We start from the raw sequence: 20,428 nt of genomic DNA, 5'->3' as shown, positions 1-20,428 counted from the left end.
GTTTGACGGTTTGCGTACAGTCGTATGCAAATTTTTTTTGTGAATCAGGAGGAGAATCAACGTGCCTGTAATATTGGATTTTGAAAAACCCATCTTTGATCTCGAAGCGCAGATCGCCGACATGAAGTCGGCCCATGCCAATGTGGACATAACACCGGAAATCGAAGCGCTGCAAAATAAACTTGAAGCGATGCGTAAAGAGATTTACGCCAACCTCACGCCTTGGCAGAAAGTGCAACTGGCGCGTCATCCCGAGCGCCCGCGATCCCTCGACTATATCGAACGTATATCCGACGGGTTTATGGAATTGCACGGGGACCGCCTTTTCGGAGATGACCATGCGATCGTCAGCGGAATAGGACGCATTGACGGAAAAGAAGTTATGATCATCGGACAGCAAAAAGGAAAAGACACCAAAAGCCATGTTTATCGCAATTTTGGTATGCCCAATCCCGAAGGTTATCGTAAAGCCATGCGCCTGATGCACATGGCCGCCAAATTTAAACGACCGATTCTTACCCTGATCGATACGCCCGGTGCGTATCCCGGCATCGAAGCCGAGGAACGCGGGCAGGCGGAAGCCATCGCACGCAATCTTTTGGAAATGTCACGCCTCCCCGTACCGATCATTTGTGTAGTTATCGGTGAAGGCGCTTCCGGAGGCGCATTGGGTATCGGTGTCGGCGACAAAATTCTCATGATGGAAAACACATGGTACTCCGTCATCGCTCCGGAATCCTGTTCCAGCATTTTATGGCGCACATGGGAATATAAAGAAAGAGCCGCATCCGAACTCAAGCTTACAGCAGATGATCTCATCCGATTTGATGTCGTTGACGACAAAATACAAGAACCGGTTGGCGGCGCTAATCGAAACTATGATCTTGCGGCACAATATCTTAAAGAAGCTGTAATGCATAATTTTGCCGAATTGGAAAAACTTTCTGTTGAGCAATTACTTGATCAGCGTATGGAAAAATATTCCAAAATGGGTCGCTGGGGCGAGATGAGTGCCTAAAATTATGTTGATCATTTGAAAATCACACGAACCACTGTCCGCGTTCGCTACGCGGAAACCGATAGCATGCGCGTCGCTTATCATGGCAGTTATTTGCCATGGATGGAAGTCGGGCGTACTGAACTCATCCGTGAACTTGGCTACTCTTACAAACGATTAGAATCCGAAGGTATTTTTATGCCCGTGATTCGTATCGAAGTGGATTATTTGCGTTCAGTACATTATGACGATACGGTGCATATTGATGCCTGGATTGCGTCGCAAGAAGGTATTCGCACAACCATAGCTTACACCTGTTATCGTGACAGCGAATCTGTTGCACGCGGTTTTACCACCCACGCATTTACAGATCGTCAAAACAAACCTGTACGTCCGCCAAAGGAGTTTATCGCATGCTTAAAAAAAGGTATATGAGAATCATTCTCGGTTTTTTTTGTTTTGTTTTATCGCTACAGGTTTCGCTGCATTCACAAAATATTGACGCACGATTATTCAAGGCTATCAATAAACATCATTCGCCCGGCTGGGACCGTTTTTATGAATTTCAAAGCCGGTCCGTTAAACCCATTTATATAGTCACTCCGCTCAGTTTTGTTGCAACCGGGCTTTTGCGAAAAGACACTTACATGCGTGATGCGGGTATTCTGATGACGACATCCGCGCTGACGAATCTGGCTATAACCTACAGCATGAAAGCTGCGATAAACCGTGAACGTCCATACAAAGCGCTTAACAATGTCCATACGGTCGGAAGCACCGAGCGCTCGGCTTCTTTTCCATCAGGACACACCAGTTCGGCGTTCAATATTGCAACGTCTCTTTCTTTAGCTTATCCCAAGTGGTACGTGATTGTTCCTTCGTATGCGTGGGCGGGGGTCGTCGGCTACAGCCGCATCAAGATGGGAATGCATTATCCGGGCGATGTTTTAGCCGGCGCTCTTATCGGGGTAGGCACTTCGTATCTCACATTCAAACTACAAAAGCCAATTCTCAATACGATACATAAGTTGTTTTGAAATAACTCAAGATGATATCGTAGTCTTCCCGCGTATCAATGTCCAAAACAACGCCTTGATCATCACCGTCTTGGTAAAAAACCTCGTTTTGATGATTTTGAATCACTTCGTAAAGCGGTTTTTCTAAACCGGTTTCCAGACATTCCTCGGCAATTTTTCGATCCACTAAAACAGGATGCCCTTTTTTTCCCTGATACCGGGGTATTACAATGCGATGCGTTAAACCATGTTGCAACATGGCTTTGATCGTTTGCCGTGAAAACAAAGGTACATCGCCGGGAAGGAACAAAATGGATTCCGAACTTTGATCTATTTGTTGAATTGAAAAGCGAATCGTTGCACTCATCCCTTCGACGTGTCGAGGATTAAAAAAAATCCGAACAAACTCTCTGATTAAGGTTTGTTTTATCGTATCGTGATAAGCGCCCGTAATAACAGTAACACGATCAACACCGGCTGCGCGTAATGTGCGGATAGCGTATATCATTGCCGGTACATCGCCGATGGGTAATAGTAATTTATTATCACCATACCGTGATGCCTGACCGGCTGCAAAAATAATCGCTTCGGTTTTTTTCATTTGATTTATAAACTGCCAAGCGTGCTTTTCAAATTTGAAAAACGTTCTTCCAAATTTTCATCATCCATCAAAAGTGAAATTCCCGCTGCTCCATGAGCACCTTTTTGTAGCCAATGTGAGATATTATTTGTTTGTACGCCGCCGAGAACGAATATGGGAATTTTGACCTCTTCGCGAATTATTTCGAATTCTTTTTCGCTTAGCACCGCATGGCCTTTCGGCTTGGATCGCGTTTCACCGATGGGGCCGATCACGATAAAATCGGCGCCCTCATTTTCCGCGTGAATGGCTTCGTGCAGATCGTGTGTAGATACACCGATCAGTTTATCCGGGCCGACCAGTTTTCTAACATTATATGTAGGCATGCTTTGAGTCGAAAGATGAACGCCGTCCAAATCAAGCGCCATAGCGATATCTACTCTGTCATTGATAAAAATACGAACACGGCGCGTCGCGGATATTGTTCGTATCTTGTCCGTAAGTTCGTACAATGCGCGAGGCGATAAGTCTTTTTCACGAATCTGAAGCGCCCTCAACCCTGCTTTGACGGCACGATCCAGATGCGAAAGAAAAAGACTTTCGATCATACGTTTACGATCGGTAATACCGTAAAATCGAAATGGAATATTATTTTTCACGAAACCACCGAAATTTGTAAACAAAAAAAACACCTATCAGCCCCGGTAAAAGCACGTTGCTTGCAAAAATCATTACGGACGTATTGAATGCCGAAGCGGCATCGACACCGAATCTGCCGAGAAAAAATATTAAAGCACCTTCCCGAACCCCGATATCCATAAGAGTGATGGGCAATAATGCTTTTACGAACATCGCCGCGGCCGCCGCGGATAACGCTTCCCAAAAGGAAATCGAATGAAATGCATTGGCAAAACAGTAGATTTGTATAAAAACAATCCATTGAAATAATAAGGCATAGTGTAAACTCGGCCAAAAATGATGGCGTTTAAATTCGTCCGCCGCTGATAGCACATCTGTGATATGTTGATTCCACGGGAGAAAACGTACCCATGATTTTAGTTTTTCGATCAACCATCGAATGCTTGATGGCCGAAAAATCATAACAGCCAATGCGACGACAACCCAAAAAACAAATACTAAAATGATCAACTGCGTCGGACGATTAAAATCAAAAACAAATTCTGTAAGATACAGGAGCGATACGGCTCCGAAAACGGCAAGCGCGATTTGAGATAATATTTTATCAATAACACCAAAACCAATAATGAGTTTTCTTTGCGGCGAATCAATAAAAACACCTTTACCCATTTCTCCGATACGTCCGGGCGTTATCAGACCGATCGAAAAACCTGCAAACAATGAGCGCCAAACACTGCGCCGAGAAACATCCGGATCTATCATACGCACAAGGTATTGCCATTTTAACCATTGAATAAGCAAATTGGGCAGAGTCAATGCAGCGCCAATCCAAAAATAATCCCATGCGACCGAAGAAAAATCTGCGCGAATCATCGCCGGATCAACTTTGAAAATAAGGTACCCGACGAACGCTATCGTAAAGATTATTTTGATATAGAAAGTTAATTTTTTACTCAACATAATATTTCGTTTCTATCGCAACCATCCTGCCGGATCAACCGCTTCCCGATCTTTATAGATTTCAAAGTGAAGAACGGCTTTCCCCTCATCGGATTCGTCCAGATTGGCTATGGTTTGCCCGGCGGCTACATGCTGATCTACCGACACAAAAATCTCCGAAAGATGCGCGTAAACCGTATAAAATCCTTCGCCATGATCTATAATAACGGTATTCCCGAGGCGGCGTAACCATGAAATCAACGACACTTTTCCTTTAGCCACGCTATGCACTTCCGCTCCTTCGCGGGACTGAATGTCAACACCGGTATTTCGCGTAGTGGTTCCCAATGCCGCGTTATATTGATTTCCAAAACTTACCACGATTTTACCGGGAACAGGATAGGGCAATCGTCCCTTGTATTGAGCAAAATTTGATTTTTCGGTATAAACCGGTTCTTTGTATTTAACGCTGCCCGCCGTTTTGGTTTTACCGGATTTAGCCGCAGCGGCCGCCTCTTCGGCTCGTTTTTTTGCTAAAGCTTCTTCTTCGGCTTTTTTCTTCTCCAATGCAGCGATAATCGTTTGCAAATTGGCCATATCGTCTTTGCGTTGTTCGATGAGCGAGGCCAAAAGACGTTTATCTTTTCGAATCTTGCTCAGTGTGTTTTTTCGGCGAGCCAACTGCTGGTCCAGATTAGCCTTTTCGCGTTTTTTTTCTGAGATAAGAAATTGCTGATTAAGCAACTCTACTTCGATCAACTTCTTTTGTGTTTCGATTTTTTCTTTTTTGGTGCGAAGACTTTGGATGTCCCGTTGATCTTGTTCGGCAATAAGTTTGAGATATTTCATCCGTGCAAAAGCTTGCGTCCACGAATCGGATGTAAGAATGTAAGCCAAGGGATCTTCATCGCGATGTTTATACGTTTGTAAAAGCCGTTGCGACGTGAGGCCTTTGAGATTTTGCAGTTCAGTGCGGGTTTGCGAAAGTATTGAGCGCAATTCGGCAATACGCTCCTCCGTCAATCGACGTCCTTGTTCCAATTCGCCCAATAACTGATGCAGCAACCCTATTTTTTCATTGATATCATTTAGGTTTTCTATTTCTGTTTTTTCTTTTTGCGCCTGAGACGTCAATCGGTTTTCATATTGGGCAATCTCATCTTTTATTTTTTTCATATTGTTGCGGCTTTTATCAATCTGCTTCTGAAGATTTTGAGCCTGCAGAGAAATCAATGAAAAAAACAAAAATAGTGCGACGCGATTAAGCATAGACATTATAATCCGAAACGTGGTTTTCATCGAGCGTGGGATTATCCTTTGGGTATGATCGATTTTTTTCAATGGCGTAGTTTTTTAATCCGTCAAAATCCTCGGACGTAAAACCAGGGTGGCGCAGAGGGTAGACCGATTTATTGGTTAATAGCGGCTCATTGACTGGAAAGTTATACTTTTGGCGCGCCATTTCCCAATCCGCCGTCCCCGGAATCGGTGAAAATGATGAAAGACTTACCTTAGCCCCTAAACTGTGAATATAGTCTATTCCCGCTTGCACTTCATCCGGAGATTGATCCGGTAACCCCATAATCAAATAGACGACAATATCGTGACGAAGAAACCCGGCTTGTTCCAAATATTCTAAAGCCGATTCCAAATCTTTGTCGCTGACTTTACGTAAAACTTTTTGCCTTTCCGGGTTTTTGGTTTCATAACTGAGGCGAATGGTTTTAAATCCGCTTTGAACCAACAACTTAGCTAACTCTGCGTCGATCAGTCGGGCAAAAAGGCCATTGGGTGTGTGAAAGTTTACATTTTTTTCGTTTTCTATGACACCGCGTAAAATCCGTTTAATATGTTTATCGCTATTTACAAACAGCGCATCATCATAAAACGTAATATTTTGTATACCTTGATTCGCGTAATTTATGATTTCATGCAGCGCCCCTTCCGGAGAACGCGGTGTAAACTTTTCAGTAAACGCATGCGTAGCGCAAAATGTACAGCTGTATGGGCAACCACGCGATGTCATCATCGCAACATACTCAAGTTTAGAGTACAGATGATACGCCGGATAGGGGTAATCATCATAACCCTTATAGTTTTTCTTAACTTCCAATCCCGACTGCGAGCAGAGATATGCTAAAACGGTTTTTTCACTTTCTCCCGTAAATACACGATCGGCGCCGGAAAATTCCATAGCATAGTTGGTAAACAATGTTGCATAAATGCCCCCCAAAATAACTTCTGCCTGAGGTACTAATTCTTTGCACATTGCTATGATCTCATGTACACCCTTGTACCAATATGTCATCCCGGATGTGACTAAGACACTGTCCACCGATTGTTCTAAATTTAGGTCGGATATTTTTTTTCGCATCAGTTCCGGTGTAAAACCGTAACGCGCATAATGCCTCGGAATATGAGAAAACACCGTGGGCTTTTCGACAATTTCTCTATAAAAATAACCATCGCCGTACATACGGGATTTGGCACTCGCGCGACCTTGCCATGCCAACATTTCGGTATCATGCCGATCCAACGCATCAATCAAAGAAACTCTAAAACCGTTTTCTTCCAAAACAGCGGCGATATAGAGCAACCCCAGCGGCTTGGACCAAAGATCATACGCCGCAAAGTCGTAAATGTACGGATTGATCAGTAGAATATGAGGTTGATTTTTTTTCATTACGATTGCCAATGTAGCCATTCACCTTAAGATTATCAAAGGCATTTGCCGATGACAATAAAAAAGCCGTTTCAAGTAAACCTGAAACGGCTTTATAAAATCCGGTTTAATTTTTTTAAGCGGGTATGCGTGCGATGTTTTTTCCTAAGGCATTACGCAAGCGTTCGATTTCCACAGACAACGCCGCGCGGCCGGAAACCGTGTTTACATCCGCGTTGAATGACGTGTTAAGGAGTTTGACCTGTGCAAGCGATTCGGTGTATTGGCCTAAAAGAAAATGATTTTCTGCTTTTGCCAAACGCAAATCATTTACGTTCAAACTGCCATCATAGGACAACTCCCAGTCGGTATCGGCATTCAATGCTTCATCAATACGTTGATTGGACAAAGCAAAATCGCCGTTTGCGTTGAGGGCAAATGCATAACCTGCATAAAGATCTGCATTAACATTGGTTTTGGATAATCCGGCTTGAAAATCGGCCAATGCTGCGGCGATATCATTGAGCGACATCGAACACCATGCGGCACCGATATAGGCTGTCGCTGAATTGGGGTTTTTCAATTTGGCCGCATTAAATGAAGTCCGTGCGTCGGCAAAACTGCCGGTTGCAAATTGCGATTCACCCTGATCGACTAGTTTAGTATAAGCCGATTTCCCCTTACCTCCGCCACCGCATGCAGTCAGAGATGCAATAACGGCAACTAACGTCAAATTTTTGAGGATAAAGCGTTTCATTTTTGTTTCCTCGTCGGTTATTTCAAAAACATCATTTTTTTCGTTGCGCGATAGGACTTCGTCTCCAAGCGATAGATATATACGCCGCTGGATACGACTTGTCCGGCATTATTGCGACCATCCCATTGTACGCGATACTCTCCGGCCATTTGGAATCCTTTGCGCAGCGTACGAACTTCCTGACCGAGCATGTTGTATATTTTCAGAGATACCGTTTCATCTTCACGTAGATCGTATCGGATCGTAGTGGAGGGGTTAAACGGATTCGGATAGTTTTGAAGCAACGCAAACTCTGTCGGCACAATATTCGATCCGTCAAACGAACCGTCATATGCGATCTTGTATGTTCCAAAACTTTCTACCTGCGCTTTGAGCGTATTGGTTTTGGTAAATACCTGTGTTTTTTGTTTACTCCAGGTTTCTTTTTCCATTCGATAAATGAACAACTTCGACGGATCGGCGTACTGAGCCGCATCAAACTGTATTTCAAGTATCATGCTGCCGTTGGCTTCCGCATCCGCTGAGAATGTATAAACACCGTCGTCGGACTGTTCGGACAGAAGTACAGCTTCTTCAGCGAGCGTCGCGCGATTAAGTTTGAGGGAAGCTTTGCCATCCGTGCTAGCAAGGGTAGCCGCTTCACCGGATTTGGCAATCACCGCATTAAACGTGCGCTGCACGGTCGTATCGCGACCATTCAATGTCTGTGCGGACGTTTGTAACGTATAGTTGCCTGCACTATTTATCACAAAGCCACCGCGGAACTGTTGGTTGCTTGACGCGATAGCCGTCATCGTGACGGGTGTATTATTTACTCCAAGTTTGGCCGTCACGGTAGGAACCGCTGACAAGGCTTTGGATGATACTACCGTGATTTGAGCATATTTTTTAGCTGCTTTGTTTTGGAATAAACTTACCGTGAGTGAACCCGGCGCATCCAGCGGTTTGACTGAAATATCATCGGAATACACACTGAAATTACCATGTCCGTCAACAGCGGTGATACGGAAAAAGTACGTCGTCCCATTGGTCAAACCGCCATAGGTTTTTGTCGTATCCGAAGCAGAGGTAGTGGAATCTACTTGTGTTGTCGGTGCGGCCGTCGTACCACGGTATATACGATACCGAATTACATCCGATTCGATGTTTTTCCGCCATGTCAAAACAATACTAGTATTGCCGGCTACGGCTGTTAATACAGTCGGTTTTGATGGAGCCGTCATATCGGTCGGTGTGCCCGATACCTGCGTGGAGAAGGCACTAAAGTTATGCCCGGTATCTACAGCTGCAATTTTGAAATTATAAGTTACATCATTAGTCAAACCGTTTTTTGTATAGCTATTGTTCGTAGTCGAATCAATCTGCGCGCCATCCTCAACGTAACTTGACCATCTCCGGCTGTTGCAGCCAAGTCCTGAGGAACCGCAGGTGCCGTCTGGTCATAGGGTGATGAAGATACTTCATCCGAATAATCCGATGCATTGCCTGATGTATCTACGGCCACCATGCGGTAATAATATGTCGTACCATTGACCAACCCACCGAACTCTTTACTCGTCGTTGCGATCGTTGTCACCGAATCTACTTGCGTCGTAGGATTGGGACTTGTTCCCATGAATAAACGATAGGCTTTAAAATCGGATTCTCCATTTGCTGTCCAGTTTAGTGTCAATGCACCGTCTCCACGGGTTACACTAAGACCGGTTACTTCTGAAGGAGCCGTCTGATCATAAGGCATAACCGATACTTGTGAAGTCGGTGCGCTTGCATTGCGGCTGGTATCAACGGCTGATAACTTGAAGTTATACGTCGTGTAGTTCGTTAAGCCGGTCTTTGTGTAGCTATTATTCGTAGTCGAATCAATCTGTGTACCATCCATATATACACGATAACGTGCTAAATCACCTTCACCGTTTGCCGTCCAGTTCAACGTAACCTGACCATCGCCAGCCGTTGCAGCCAAGTCCTGAGGAATCGCAGGTGCCGTCTGATCATAAGGCATAACTGATACTTGTGAAGTCAATGCGCTTGCGTTATGGCTGGTATCAACGGCTGCAATTTTGAAGGAATATGATGTGTAATTAGTTAAAGCGTTTGCTGTATAAGACGTATCGGTCGTCGAATCGCTTTGTACGTCATTGATATAAATTCGATACCAAGCGAGATCCCCTTCCGTATTAGCGGACCATACTAGATGCACCGAGGCGTCGCTAGCCTCAGCAGTAAGATTGTTGGGAATGGAAGGTGCGGTCAAGTCAATCGGGGTTACGCCGATGTCTGAAGTATTTGATGAAACATTATCATTACTATCTACAGCGACGATGCTAACTTGATACGTCGTATAATTTGTCAAACCCGTCACTGTATACGTGGTGTCCGTAAGCGAATCGGCTTGAGAACCATTAACAAAAACACGATAAATTTTAATAGGTTCCGTGTTATCGTTATTCCATGTGAGTTGCGCCGATTGATCACCTGCCGAAGCGATAAAATTTACCGGTGTAGCAGGGGCAACATTATCATAAGGAGATTGGGATAATTCATTGGAATATCCGCTGACCTGCAATGCTGAATCAACAGCTATGATTCTGAAATAATACGCTTGTTCATTGGTCAATCCGGACAATGTCACTGTCGTATCACCATTGGTTGAATCCACCAATGCCGTCGGATTAGAAGACAATCCTGCAGCAACGTAATATTTTAATATGTCGGCATCCGGGTTTTTTTGCCACGTCAAAACTACCGATTGATTTTGAGCTGTAGCTGCCAATAAAACAGGATTCGTCGGCGCGGCATTGGCTGCAAATGGCGTAGCTGATACTTCATTGGAATAATTGCTTTGATTTTTGCCTGTATCTATCGCGGCGATCCGGAAGAAGTACTCCGTATTGCTATTCAGGCCATTGACTACAATACTATCATGCACTGTGGAATCGGTTTGTACTTGATTACCAGAGGAAGTACCCACAAATACACGATACCTCAAAAGATCATTTTCCGTATTGGCATCCCAATGCAATACAACCGAAGCATTACTTGCCACCGCGGCAAGATTTTGCGGTGCTGAAGGCGATGTCTGATCAAAAGGAGTGGCTGATGCAACCGATGAAAATGCCGATACGTTGGCAAATGTATCGGCCGCTGTCACGCGAAAATAATACGTTTTACCATTGGTCAAATGCGTAAACGTTCGTGCGGTATCTGCTTTTGTCAGCGCCGAATCCACCGCCGTTGCAGGCAGCGCCACCGTATCCATATAGATATAGTATTTACCAAAATCCGTCGCTGTACTTTGGTGCCAACGTAAAATAACCGTCGTATCAGCCGCAGTCGTAGATAGCCCCGTAATCGCGGAAGGTGGCGTTTGATCTAATGAAGACGCTGATAATTCACCGGAATATGCACTCAGGTTATTTGCTGAATCTAAAGTACGCACTCTGAAATAAAATGTAACTCCGGGTATCGGCGCTGAAACGCTTTTCGTAGTATCACCGACGATGGATACAGAATCCACCTGGGTTGTGGCTCCGGGCGAAGTACCCCGATAAATGCGGTAACGTTTGAAATCTGAATCGTTATTTTTTGACCAGGTAAGGTTAACCGTCAAATTATCCCCGGTTGCTGAAATAAGCGAAGGCGTTGACGGCGGCACTGTATCGTTGGGTGTACCGGAAATTGCAACCGATGCGTTACTTTGATTACCCCAAATATCAACCGCACTGATACGCGCATAATATTTTATTCCATTGGTTAAACCTGTAATAACACGGGATGTATCGCTTATAGAAGTAGATGAATCGGTTTGGGAAACCGCATTGGAGTCGGTACCCGTATATACTCTGTACTTAGCGAAATCTACTTCCGTATTTTTTTTCCATTTAATTGTCATTGATTGACTACTGACGGTCGCATTCACGACAGCGGTCGGTCTTGCGGGTGCTGTCACATCCGGCACGCGGTATCGTGCAAACCGCGATGCTGAAGACCCGTCAATTGATGTAAAATTTCCTCCGGCATATAAATCGGAGCCGGCAGCAATAATCGCGTAAACCGAATTATTGGCACCATCTCCAAGTGCAGACCAGGCTGATCCGCTCCACTTAGCAATATAATCACCACCTGAATATCCGGCCGCATCTGTAAAATCACCGCCGACATACAGATCTGTTCCCAAAAAAGCCATCGTACGAATGGTATTATTTATTTCTGTGCCTGTACCTACACTGGACCATGAAACGCCATCCCATTTAGCAATATGGTCCGCTGCCGCAACGCCGCCGGCATCTGTAAAATTACCGCCGACATACACATCTGAACCGTTGACGACAATAGAATACACTGTGTTATTAGAAATGCCCGAACCTAAAGCTGACCATGTAGCGGTTGCCGTATCCCAAACAGCTATATGAGATGTATTGGCGACACCGCCGGCCGATGTAAAATCACCACCGACGTAAAGTTTCGTACCTGAAAGAGCCAAAGCATAAACATTGCCACCGGAAACGCCCGATCCCAAAGCTTCCCAACCCACACCATTGGTCCAACGCGCAATACCATTAACAACCGTAGAGTCCCCAAGTTTCGTAAAACTACCTCCCACATACGCACGCGTCGTTGTTACAGCCGCGACGGCATTGACCGAGCCATTCGTTCCAACTGTATTAGCAGTACCACCTGAAACATTCATCGTACCCCACGTACTCCCGGTCCATCGTGCCACGTTATTTACTTTTGTTCCGGTACCTATCTGCGTGAAAGAACCCCCCGCAAATATCGTAGTTCCCGATTGCGACATCGAATACACAGAGCCTTTGAAACCGCTTTGCATGGCCGACCAGGTGAACCCATTCCATCGCGCAGCATAGTCTGCTTTGGTCAATGTGTCGGCATCTTCAAAATCACCGCCGACAGATACTGTCGTACCGGAAGCAACTATAGCACGAACTGTATTTGCTAACCCTGTACCAACAGGTAACAAACGTGTACCGTTCCATTGAGCAAGACGATCTGCATTAACCATCGTTCCAGCATCAGAAAAAGCACCACCGATATAAAGTGTACTTGACGCATAGCCTAAAGCGTTAACTGTACCTGATAAACTATCTAGCGCTTGCCATGCACTTCCTGTCCATTGAGCAATTCGGCCTAAACGGAGCGGTGATTTATTAACGTTTTGTGTAAATGAACCACCAACGATTACATTTGATCCTTGAAGAAGAATACTCTGAACTGCGTTGTTTAACGTGTTTGTCCCACCAACACTACTAAATGCCGTACCATTCCACCTTCTTAAACCCGGCGCACCTGCAATACCAACATAAATACTAGTATCAGATTCAAAAGCAATTGCATTTACAGTAGTAGTTGAGCCTGTTGATAAAGCATTCCAACTTGAGCCATTCCAGTACGCAATTCTGTCTGCTGTTGTAATCGAGCCGGCATCGGTAAAAAATCCTCCGACATAAATATTAGAATTTCCTATCGCAATGGTGTTTACAGTTCCATTAAGTCCAGTTCCTAATGCGTTCCATGAAGCCCCATCCCACATAGCAATGTAGTCAGCGCTGGTATTCCCATTTGCATCTGTAAATGCACCGCCGGCATAAATATTAGATCCGGATACAGCTATAGCGCGTACATTAGGCGTTCCGACTACGGCGAGACCCCCGCCCACCGAATGCCATGCACTTCCGTCCCAACGTGCAATACCGGGCGAAGATATTCCTCCGGCCGTAGTAAACTGTCCGCCAACGTAAACATCTGAGCCGGAAACAGTAATAGCTCGCACCACGCCATCAACGCCCGATCCTAGCGCTTCCCAAGATGTGCCGTTCCATTTAGCAATGTGCGAAGCTGTTGGGTTACCGCTCATCGAGCTAATATCTCCACCGACGTAAACATCCGTTCCAACAACCGCGATTGCATTTACACTTGCGCCTGTAAATCCCGGCGGTATCGTTCCGCCTTGAGCTTCCCAATAGGGATCTCCTGTTTGGACAGCCATGGGTTTGATCGAATTGAGATTTGACTTCGACCAAGAGGCCAAGATTATATTTTCCGCAGATGCTTTAGCCGATGTGCCGAAGCAACTGAGTAAAAAAACAATGGAGAGTAAAATTTTTTTCATGTCTCTATACTTAATTTGTTTAAAAATATAAGTTTTTATAAAAAAAGGTTCTAACTAAGTTCAATAAAAGCTTTTATAAACTGGCATTTTACATGCCAACCATAAACCCAATAAATACAAAGAAACCTTGTATCAAATTTAGAATTTTTATATGAAATACTCCATAATTGTACTGAATTGATACGAATTTGTCTAATGATTTATACCTACATATTTATTATGTCCCGGAAATTATCATCCACGGAGCCAACATAACGGGTAAAAATATTAATTAAACCTATTAATAAAATGCAGCTGAATGTTCATTGTATTGCTTCCTCAAAGGATATAGATTGAGGTTATTCCTACGGAGATAAATTAGTCATATTTGAAAAACCTTTGCAAAACGTATGAAAAAAAACAAAACCTTATTTTTCTACTTTTTTGTAGCCTTATTAGACGGATGCGCGCCCAAGTCAAAAAATATTTGGATTATACAGGAGGCCGTAACTAAAGAACGTTTAAGAGGAATAAGCGCCGTCTCTGAGCAAGTCGTGTGGGCCAGCGGTAATCATGGGACCTGCATTCGAACGACCGATGGAGGTTTGTCTTGGGAGAAAATAAATATTCCGGATTCTGATTCTCTTGATTTTCGGGATATTGAAGCGTTTGGCCCCGATGAGGCTTATGTTTTATCCATAGGTTACGGCCGTCAATCACGTGTTTACAAGACAACCGATGGTGGAAAATCGTGGCAACTACAATTTCTAAACACGGATACAACGGCTTTTTTTGATGCTTTTGCGTTTTGGAACTCACAGGGGGGTATCGCCGTCAGCGATGCGGTGAATGGCCGCTGGATACTCGTATCTACACACGACGGAGGAGCTAGTTGGAACCGCTTTCCATCTCAACAAGCGCCGTTAGCGCTTTCCGGTGAAGGGGCGTTTGCTGCAAGCGGGACATGCATTACGACGTACGGGGATTCGATGGTATGGATAGGGAGCGGCGTCAATGCGGCACGCGTACTTTCGTCAAATGATCGTGGGAAAAACTGGCGATATTCAGAAACACCAATCACACACTCCAATGGTACCTCAGGAATTTTTTCTATCGCTTTTTATAATGAAAAAAAAGGAGTGGTATGCGGCGGAGACTTCAAAGATGAAAAGAACAATACGAACTCACTTGCTTTCACCGCGAATCAAGGTATTACCTGGCAAATCGTAAACGACAAACTACCTCAGGGCTTTCGATCTTCCATACTTTGGTTGACAGATAAAATATTGATCGCTGTAGGACCTAATGGTTCGGATATTTCTTACGATTCAGGAATGACTTGGAACTTTTTAGGCGATACGGGTTTTCATACGGCCGATGCCGGTTTGTACAGCAAAACCATATGGGCCGCTGGAGACAGCGGGCGTGTGGGAAAATTGAATTTGGGTATCTAGGATTTACAAGTTGCATAACAGACAAAAAAATTTTGACTAATAGTTAATTATTAATGGTCGCATAATTAGTCAACTAAGCATTCTCTCGCCTTTAAAACACATATAGTTTCAATTATGAGATCATAAATAATTTTGCGCCTTAGCGCCTTAGCGAGTACATATATTTTCTCGCAAAGCCGCAAAGAGAACTGGAAAAGAGTCTTTTGATATATCAGGGTCTCATAATTATCAATAACATAGTTATCGAATCACTATCTCGTCTTTTGAACACATATTGATTCAACCAAGAAGTCATTGATAACTATGAAATAGAACCGAATTTTAATTAACCGTCACGTCTATTGGTTTTGACGTTGAACTATGACATGCGTTGCTTTTTCTGTGGAAGTACATTCTATACAGCGATAACCCAAAGCAACCAAATCCACATCGCTAAATAACCGCTCGCCGCGACCTAAAAAAACAGGCGAGATGGCAAAGTGCATTTCATCAATCAACCCGGCCCGGAGATATTGCTGTATGGTCTGCACACCACCCCCGATACGCACATCTTTTCCCTTAGCCGCTTGACGCGCCATATCCAGCGCTTCATGGATGCCACCTGTAACAAAATGAAATACGGTTTCTCCCTCCATCGTAATTGACGGACGCGGGTAGTGTGTCAAAATAAACACCGGAACATGATACGGAGGATTTTCGCCCCACCAGCCTTTCCACGACATGTCAGGCCATTCGCCGCGAATAGGTCCAAACATATTTCGACCCAGTATCCACGCACCGATATTATCAAAACCTCGTGTTGCAAATTTATCATCAATTCCTGTAGTGCCTTTATCGGAACCAAACAGTGCTTTTTGAAATGTTTTTGTCGGTATCGCCCATTGATGCAGATTTTGTCCGCCCACCCCCATAGGATTACTCATCGTCTGCTCTATGCCCGCACCGAATCCGTCCAATGATATAGTGAAACTTTCTACACGTATTTTAGACATATTTTTCTTCCTTTGAATTTTAATTAATTGAGGTAAATTTGTTTTTATTGTCAAGTCTTGATTGAAACAAAATCCAAAACCGCTAAGGCCAAATCAACAGATGGAAACATACATTTTTCAATTTGTCAGCTTGACTTTACTTGGCATCGCATATTATCTAGTACGACGAAAACAAAATTTTATCGCCGAATGCGATCAAGTCGAAGGAACAGTGGTAAGATTTCGCGAATCACGCAGGCCCGGCAAAAACACCACATATGCACCGGTGGTCGAATACTTCGCCTATGGCAAATCTTATCAACATGAAAGTTCTCTTTACCGATCCAGTCCGGGTTTTGAAATACATCAGACGGTATCTGTCTTATACAAACGAGATAAACCCGAAGAAGCGATGATTGATAGTTTTTTGGAAAAGTGGTTTATACCGATGATGCTGGGTATTGTCGGTTCTGTTTTTTTGATTATCGGTACAGTTTTCCCATTGCTCGAACGTAAAATTTGAATTTTAGTAATGAATTGAAAGAGTAACCATGATTGTTCGGCTTGCAGAAGGAACCATTAAAACTTTGTACGGTGCATACCATGAATATCTTTATTATGACGGACAAAAAGAAAGTATTGCTTTGGTCATGGGAGATGTGCGCGGAGAAAACATTCTGTGTCGTGTACATTCGTCTTGTTTATATGGCCATGCTTTCAACAGTATGGAATGTGATTGCCGTGAACAAATGCAAATTTCACAAAAACTGATCGAAAAAGCCGGCAAAGGGTTAGTGATCTGGCTTGAACAAGAAGGAAAAGGAAACGGGCACTACGCTTTGATGCAAAGCAAAAAATACAAACAACAAGGCATGCCGCAAGGCGAGGCCTACGAAGCGGCCGGATTTAATCGAGATGCACGAGACTTTCGGAGTGCAGCTGAAATAATACGCGATCTGGGCGTATCTTCGATTTGCTTGATTACTGATAATGCGGATAAAGTCCAAACCTTAACGCAGCACGGGATTATCGTCAGCAGCTCGCATCCGGTTGTTTTTTGATAAAAACATCAATAAAAAATCAAAACTAAACACATACTGTAACTATGACACCTTTCTTACAACCCACACTCCACAATGAACGAATCTACGCGCGGCCATTGCAGTACGAAGACTTTGATGCGCTTTATGCCGTCGCCAGTGATCCGCTTATTTGGGAACAACACCCTAATAAAGACCGGTATAAAAGAGATGTTTTTGAAAATTATTTTCGCGGGGCTATGGAATCCGGGGGCGCTTTTTTGATTTGTGACGCGACAACACGTCAAGTTATTGGCAGTTCACGATATTGCAATTGGAATGCAGAAACACGAACCATCGAAATCGGTTATACGTTTATTGCACGCGATCATTGGGGTACCACTTATAACCGCGCGCTCAAAACACTGATGCTGGATCATGCATTTACTTTTGCTGAAGCGGTTCAGTTTTTTATCGGTGCAGTCAATGTGCGATCGCAAAATGCGATTACCAAATTAGGAGCACAAAAAATTGCAGAGCGGGAAACAGCGTATTATGGCGAATCCAAAAAATTGGACTTCGTATACGAAATAACAAAGTCAACGTGGCTTGCCATACGCGACGCCAAACAACTTTGATTTAATATTGTAGTAGCTCTTCGAATTCCCTCCGATTGAGTTTTGCCTATTTTTTGTAGCCAATTAGATATAACAAATTTCCATTCAGATATAACGGTTTTTTTTATCACCGCCGTATATTATGGCAGATTATTTTATTCAACCGGTATTTAAAAATGAATAGCTCCTCTCCAAAATCTCTGCAACTTCAGGTTTTACAACCTGCAGCTGCGAAATCCAAAACATCTGAATCCATCACGCATGAATTATCGTTATCGGGAATGCATAGCTCGCATTGTGCCGGTATTATCGAAAATGAACTGCGTAAGCTCAATGGTGTGCAGAAAGCGGATGTCGATTTTGCAAATCACCGTCTCATAATTTGTTTCTATAACGACATTGTTTCGATCCATACGATTATCCGAAAAATAACAGATCTCGGATATGGTGTTAACTACACTAAAAAAACTTTAGGCGTGCAGGGCATGACGTGCGCAGCATGTGCGGCTAGTGTCGAATCTATGTTGCTTTCCCAAGAAGGTATCTTTAATGCGCAGGTAAATTTTGCTGCCAAAACGGTATTTGTCGAATACGCTTCCGATCGTATAAATGTCGCTGAAATGAAAAAAGTGCTGCAACAGATCGGATACGATATCAGCGGGGATATGGAAAACGATGCCGATCAAATCGAAGTAGCTGAAAAAAAGCGTTATAATGAACTTCGTCTCCGAATGCTTGTAGCCATTCTGTTGTCATTACCTGTTTTTACCATAGGGATGTTTTTTCACAATACATGGACTTGGGGAAACTGGATCAGTTTGATCTTATCAGCTCCGGTTTTGTTTTGGGCTGGTCGTGATTTTTATATCAATGCGTTCAAACAAGCGCGTCATGGTACTGCCAATATGGATACTTTGGTAGCTCTCAGTACCGGCGTAGCTTTTGTTTTTTCTCTTTTTAATACTCTCTTTCCTCATGTTTTTCATCAGCAAGGTTTGCACGCCGATGTATATTATGAAGCCGCCGTTGTCATCATCGCCTTAATATTACTTGGCCGATGGCTCGAAGAAGGTGCTAAAAACAAAACCACTAGCGCTATCAAAAAACTTATGGGTTTACAGCCCAAAACAGTTCGTGTTCTGCGGGATGGAAATACATTAGAAATTCCAGTTCGTGATGTTCAGATCGGAGAACTAGTGATTATACGACCCGGTGAAAAAATCGCCGTGGATGGTATGGTTACAGACGGAAATTCATTTGTTGACGAAAGCATGATCAGCGGCGAACCGATCGCTGTCGAAAAGAAATCTTCTTCGAAAGTTTTTGCAGGAACGATCAACCAAAACGGAAGTTTGACGATCCAAGCTGAAAAAGTCGGTCGAGCAACTCTGCTGTCGCAAATAATCAGGGCCGTACAGGAAGCGCAAGGAAGTAAAGCGCCTATTCAAAAAACAGCAGATCGTATTGCGGCTGTTTTTGTTCCAGTGGTAATCGGGATCGCGCTGATGAGCGGTATGCTCTGGTATGTGTTGGGACCGGAACCTGCTCTGACACGTGCTATGCTTGCCGTCGTTACAGTATTGATCATTGCGTGCCCTTGTGCTCTCGGATTAGCTACACCGACAGCAATAATGGTTGGCATCGGTAAAGCTGCTTCTCACGGGATTTTGATACGCGATGCACAAAGTTTAGAAATAGCCCATCGTGTTGATACTGTTGTTTTAGATAAAACAGGCACGATCACCGAAGGAAAACCTAAGGTTACGGATATAGTTTGGTCACCTGAAACAAATAAGGATACCTTCACCTCTATCTTGTTTGCTATGGAGTCACGCTCGGATCATCCTTTGGCCGGCGCGGTTGTCCGTCACTTGAAAATGGAATCTAACGATAACCCCATCATCACCGATTTCCAAAATACACCCGGTCGCGGTGTGTCGGCTTCGGTCAACGACCACCGATATTATGTAGGCAGCGAGGCGTGGGTCAATGAACTGCATGTTCCCTTTATTGATACGATTCAGATATCAGCACAAAACATGATTAATAAAGCGCAAACGGTGGTTTATTTTTTTGACGAAAAATCAGTTTTAGCTGTGATCGCCATCGCCGACACGATAAAACCCTCGAGCGCAGCGGCCGTAACCGAACTTCACCGTTTGGGGATAGAAGTGCACATGCTCACCGGTGATCATGGTATCAGTGCAGAATATATAGCCAAACAAGCCGGTATAAGTACAGTTCGGTCCGGTGTAATGCCACATGAGAAAGGTCAATATATTAAGTCATTACAAGCTCAAGGAAAAGTGGTCGCCATGGTCGGTGACGGCATCAACGATGCGGAAGCTTTGGCTTTGGCGGATGTGAGTTTAGCGATGGCCCGCGGGAGTGATATTGCGATGGATACGGCCAAGATAACACTCATGAATTCGGATTTGAAGCATATTGCCGCAGCAATGCAAATATCTAAATCAACCGTGATTACGATCAAACAAAATCTTTTTTGGGCTTTTATTTATAATATCATCGGTATTCCCATCGCCGCCGGTTTGATGTTTCCATTTTTTGGATTTACACTCAATCCGATGATCGCCGGCGCTGCGATGGCGTTCAGTTCCATATCTGTTGTTACCAATAGCTTGCGCCTCGCGGCTAAGCGATAAGTTTT

Annotated in this window: 17 protein-coding genes; 8 read left to right on the top strand and 9 right to left on the bottom strand. The window is 44.0% G+C overall.

All coding sequences use genetic code 11. The features are described from left to right. The first annotated feature begins 55 nt into the window (after window positions 1-55). From HUU58_04255 to HUU58_04245, 3 genes are read left to right on the top strand one after another with little or no spacing between them, the layout of a single operon-like run. The gene (locus tag HUU58_04255; protein ID NUN44873.1) at window positions 56-1,018 is read left to right on the top strand and encodes an acetyl-CoA carboxylase carboxyltransferase subunit alpha; all 963 of its coding nucleotides are present in this window, start codon (window positions 56-58) and stop codon (window positions 1,016-1,018) included. A 15-nt stretch (window positions 1,019-1,033) separates the two neighbouring features. Beyond that, entirely contained in the window at window positions 1,034-1,432 is a 399-nt protein-coding gene (locus HUU58_04250) for an acyl-CoA thioesterase (GenBank protein NUN44872.1), read from the top strand. Continuing rightward, a complete protein-coding gene (locus tag HUU58_04245; GenBank protein ID NUN44871.1) occupies window positions 1,429-2,034 on the top strand; it encodes a phosphatase PAP2 family protein in 606 nt (201 codons plus the stop codon). The genes HUU58_04250 and HUU58_04245 overlap by 4 nt, the downstream gene beginning before the upstream one ends. On the opposite strand, the gene HUU58_04240 is transcribed toward HUU58_04245, so the two are convergent. The 8 genes from HUU58_04240 to HUU58_04205 all read right to left on the bottom strand — a co-directional run bounded on the left by HUU58_04240 (window position 2,009) and on the right by HUU58_04205 (window position 13,720). Continuing rightward, complete coding sequence (locus tag HUU58_04240) at window positions 2,009-2,614, bottom strand: nucleotidyltransferase family protein (GenBank protein NUN44870.1); 606 nt, start codon at window positions 2,612-2,614, stop codon at window positions 2,009-2,011. The genes HUU58_04245 and HUU58_04240 overlap by 26 nt on opposite strands. Window positions 2,615-2,619: 5 nt before the next feature. Beyond that, on the bottom strand, window positions 2,620-3,252 hold the full coding sequence (thiE, locus tag HUU58_04235) for a thiamine phosphate synthase (protein ID NUN44869.1): 633 nt from the start codon (window positions 3,250-3,252) through the stop codon (window positions 2,620-2,622). Then, window positions 3,242-4,192: a flippase-like domain-containing protein gene (locus HUU58_04230; protein ID NUN44868.1), complete on the bottom strand. Its 951-nt coding sequence runs from the start codon at window positions 4,190-4,192 to the stop codon at window positions 3,242-3,244. The genes thiE and HUU58_04230 overlap by 11 nt, the downstream gene beginning before the upstream one ends. A 12-nt stretch (window positions 4,193-4,204) precedes the next feature. After that, complete coding sequence (locus HUU58_04225; GenBank protein ID NUN44867.1) at window positions 4,205-5,440, bottom strand: peptidoglycan DD-metalloendopeptidase family protein; 1,236 nt, start codon at window positions 5,438-5,440, stop codon at window positions 4,205-4,207. After that, complete coding sequence (locus HUU58_04220; protein ID NUN44866.1) at window positions 5,433-6,875, bottom strand: B12-binding domain-containing radical SAM protein; 1,443 nt, start codon at window positions 6,873-6,875, stop codon at window positions 5,433-5,435. The genes HUU58_04225 and HUU58_04220 overlap by 8 nt, the downstream gene beginning before the upstream one ends. A gap of 94 nt (window positions 6,876-6,969) precedes the next feature. Beyond that, window positions 6,970-7,590: a hypothetical protein gene (locus HUU58_04215; protein ID NUN44865.1), complete on the bottom strand. Its 621-nt coding sequence runs from the start codon at window positions 7,588-7,590 to the stop codon at window positions 6,970-6,972. Window positions 7,591-7,607: 17 nt separating this feature from the next. Beyond that, complete coding sequence (locus HUU58_04210) at window positions 7,608-8,912, bottom strand: T9SS type A sorting domain-containing protein (GenBank protein ID NUN44864.1); 1,305 nt, start codon at window positions 8,910-8,912, stop codon at window positions 7,608-7,610. Beyond that, on the bottom strand, window positions 8,909-13,720 hold the full coding sequence (locus HUU58_04205; protein ID NUN44863.1) for a fibronectin type III domain-containing protein: 4,812 nt from the start codon (window positions 13,718-13,720) through the stop codon (window positions 8,909-8,911). The genes HUU58_04210 and HUU58_04205 overlap by 4 nt, the downstream gene beginning before the upstream one ends. 389 nt (window positions 13,721-14,109) lie before the next feature. On the opposite strand from HUU58_04205, the gene HUU58_04200 reads away from it, so the two are divergent. Beyond that, window positions 14,110-15,153 carry an oxidoreductase gene (locus HUU58_04200; protein ID NUN44862.1) on the top strand — a complete coding sequence of 348 codons (1,044 nt, stop codon included), beginning with the start codon at window positions 14,110-14,112 and terminating at the stop codon, window positions 15,151-15,153. A 338-nt stretch (window positions 15,154-15,491) separates the two neighbouring features. Here the strand turns inward: HUU58_04200 and HUU58_04195 are convergent, their stop codons facing one another. Then, window positions 15,492-16,145: a dihydrofolate reductase gene (locus HUU58_04195; GenBank protein ID NUN44861.1), complete on the bottom strand. Its 654-nt coding sequence runs from the start codon at window positions 16,143-16,145 to the stop codon at window positions 15,492-15,494. A gap of 100 nt (window positions 16,146-16,245) precedes the next feature. Here HUU58_04195 and HUU58_04190 point away from each other — a divergent pair, with 100 nt between their 5' ends. The 4 genes from HUU58_04190 (at window position 16,246) to HUU58_04175 (ending at window position 20,423) form a co-directional block, all read left to right on the top strand. Continuing rightward, window positions 16,246-16,647, top strand: a complete 402-nt coding sequence (locus HUU58_04190) for a DUF3592 domain-containing protein (GenBank protein ID NUN44860.1) — start codon at window positions 16,246-16,248, stop codon at window positions 16,645-16,647. A gap of 28 nt (window positions 16,648-16,675) precedes the next feature. Continuing rightward, a complete protein-coding gene (locus tag HUU58_04185; protein NUN44859.1) occupies window positions 16,676-17,185 on the top strand; it encodes a GTP cyclohydrolase in 510 nt (169 codons plus the stop codon). 44 nt (window positions 17,186-17,229) lie between these two features. Beyond that, window positions 17,230-17,781, top strand: coding sequence for a GNAT family N-acetyltransferase (locus HUU58_04180; GenBank protein NUN44858.1), 552 nt, complete (start codon window positions 17,230-17,232; stop codon window positions 17,779-17,781). A 260-nt stretch (window positions 17,782-18,041) separates the two neighbouring features. Next, window positions 18,042-20,423 (top strand): copper-translocating P-type ATPase, encoded by a 2,382-nt coding sequence (locus tag HUU58_04175; protein NUN44857.1) that lies wholly within the window; start codon window positions 18,042-18,044, stop codon window positions 20,421-20,423. The last annotated feature ends 5 nt before the right edge of the window (window positions 20,424-20,428 follow it).

It is taken from the genome of bacterium, from assembly GCA_013360215.1.
Taxonomy (GTDB): Bacteria; CLD3; CLD3; order SB21; family SB21; genus JABWCP01.
This window is presented reverse-complemented; position numbering and strand designations above follow the sequence as displayed.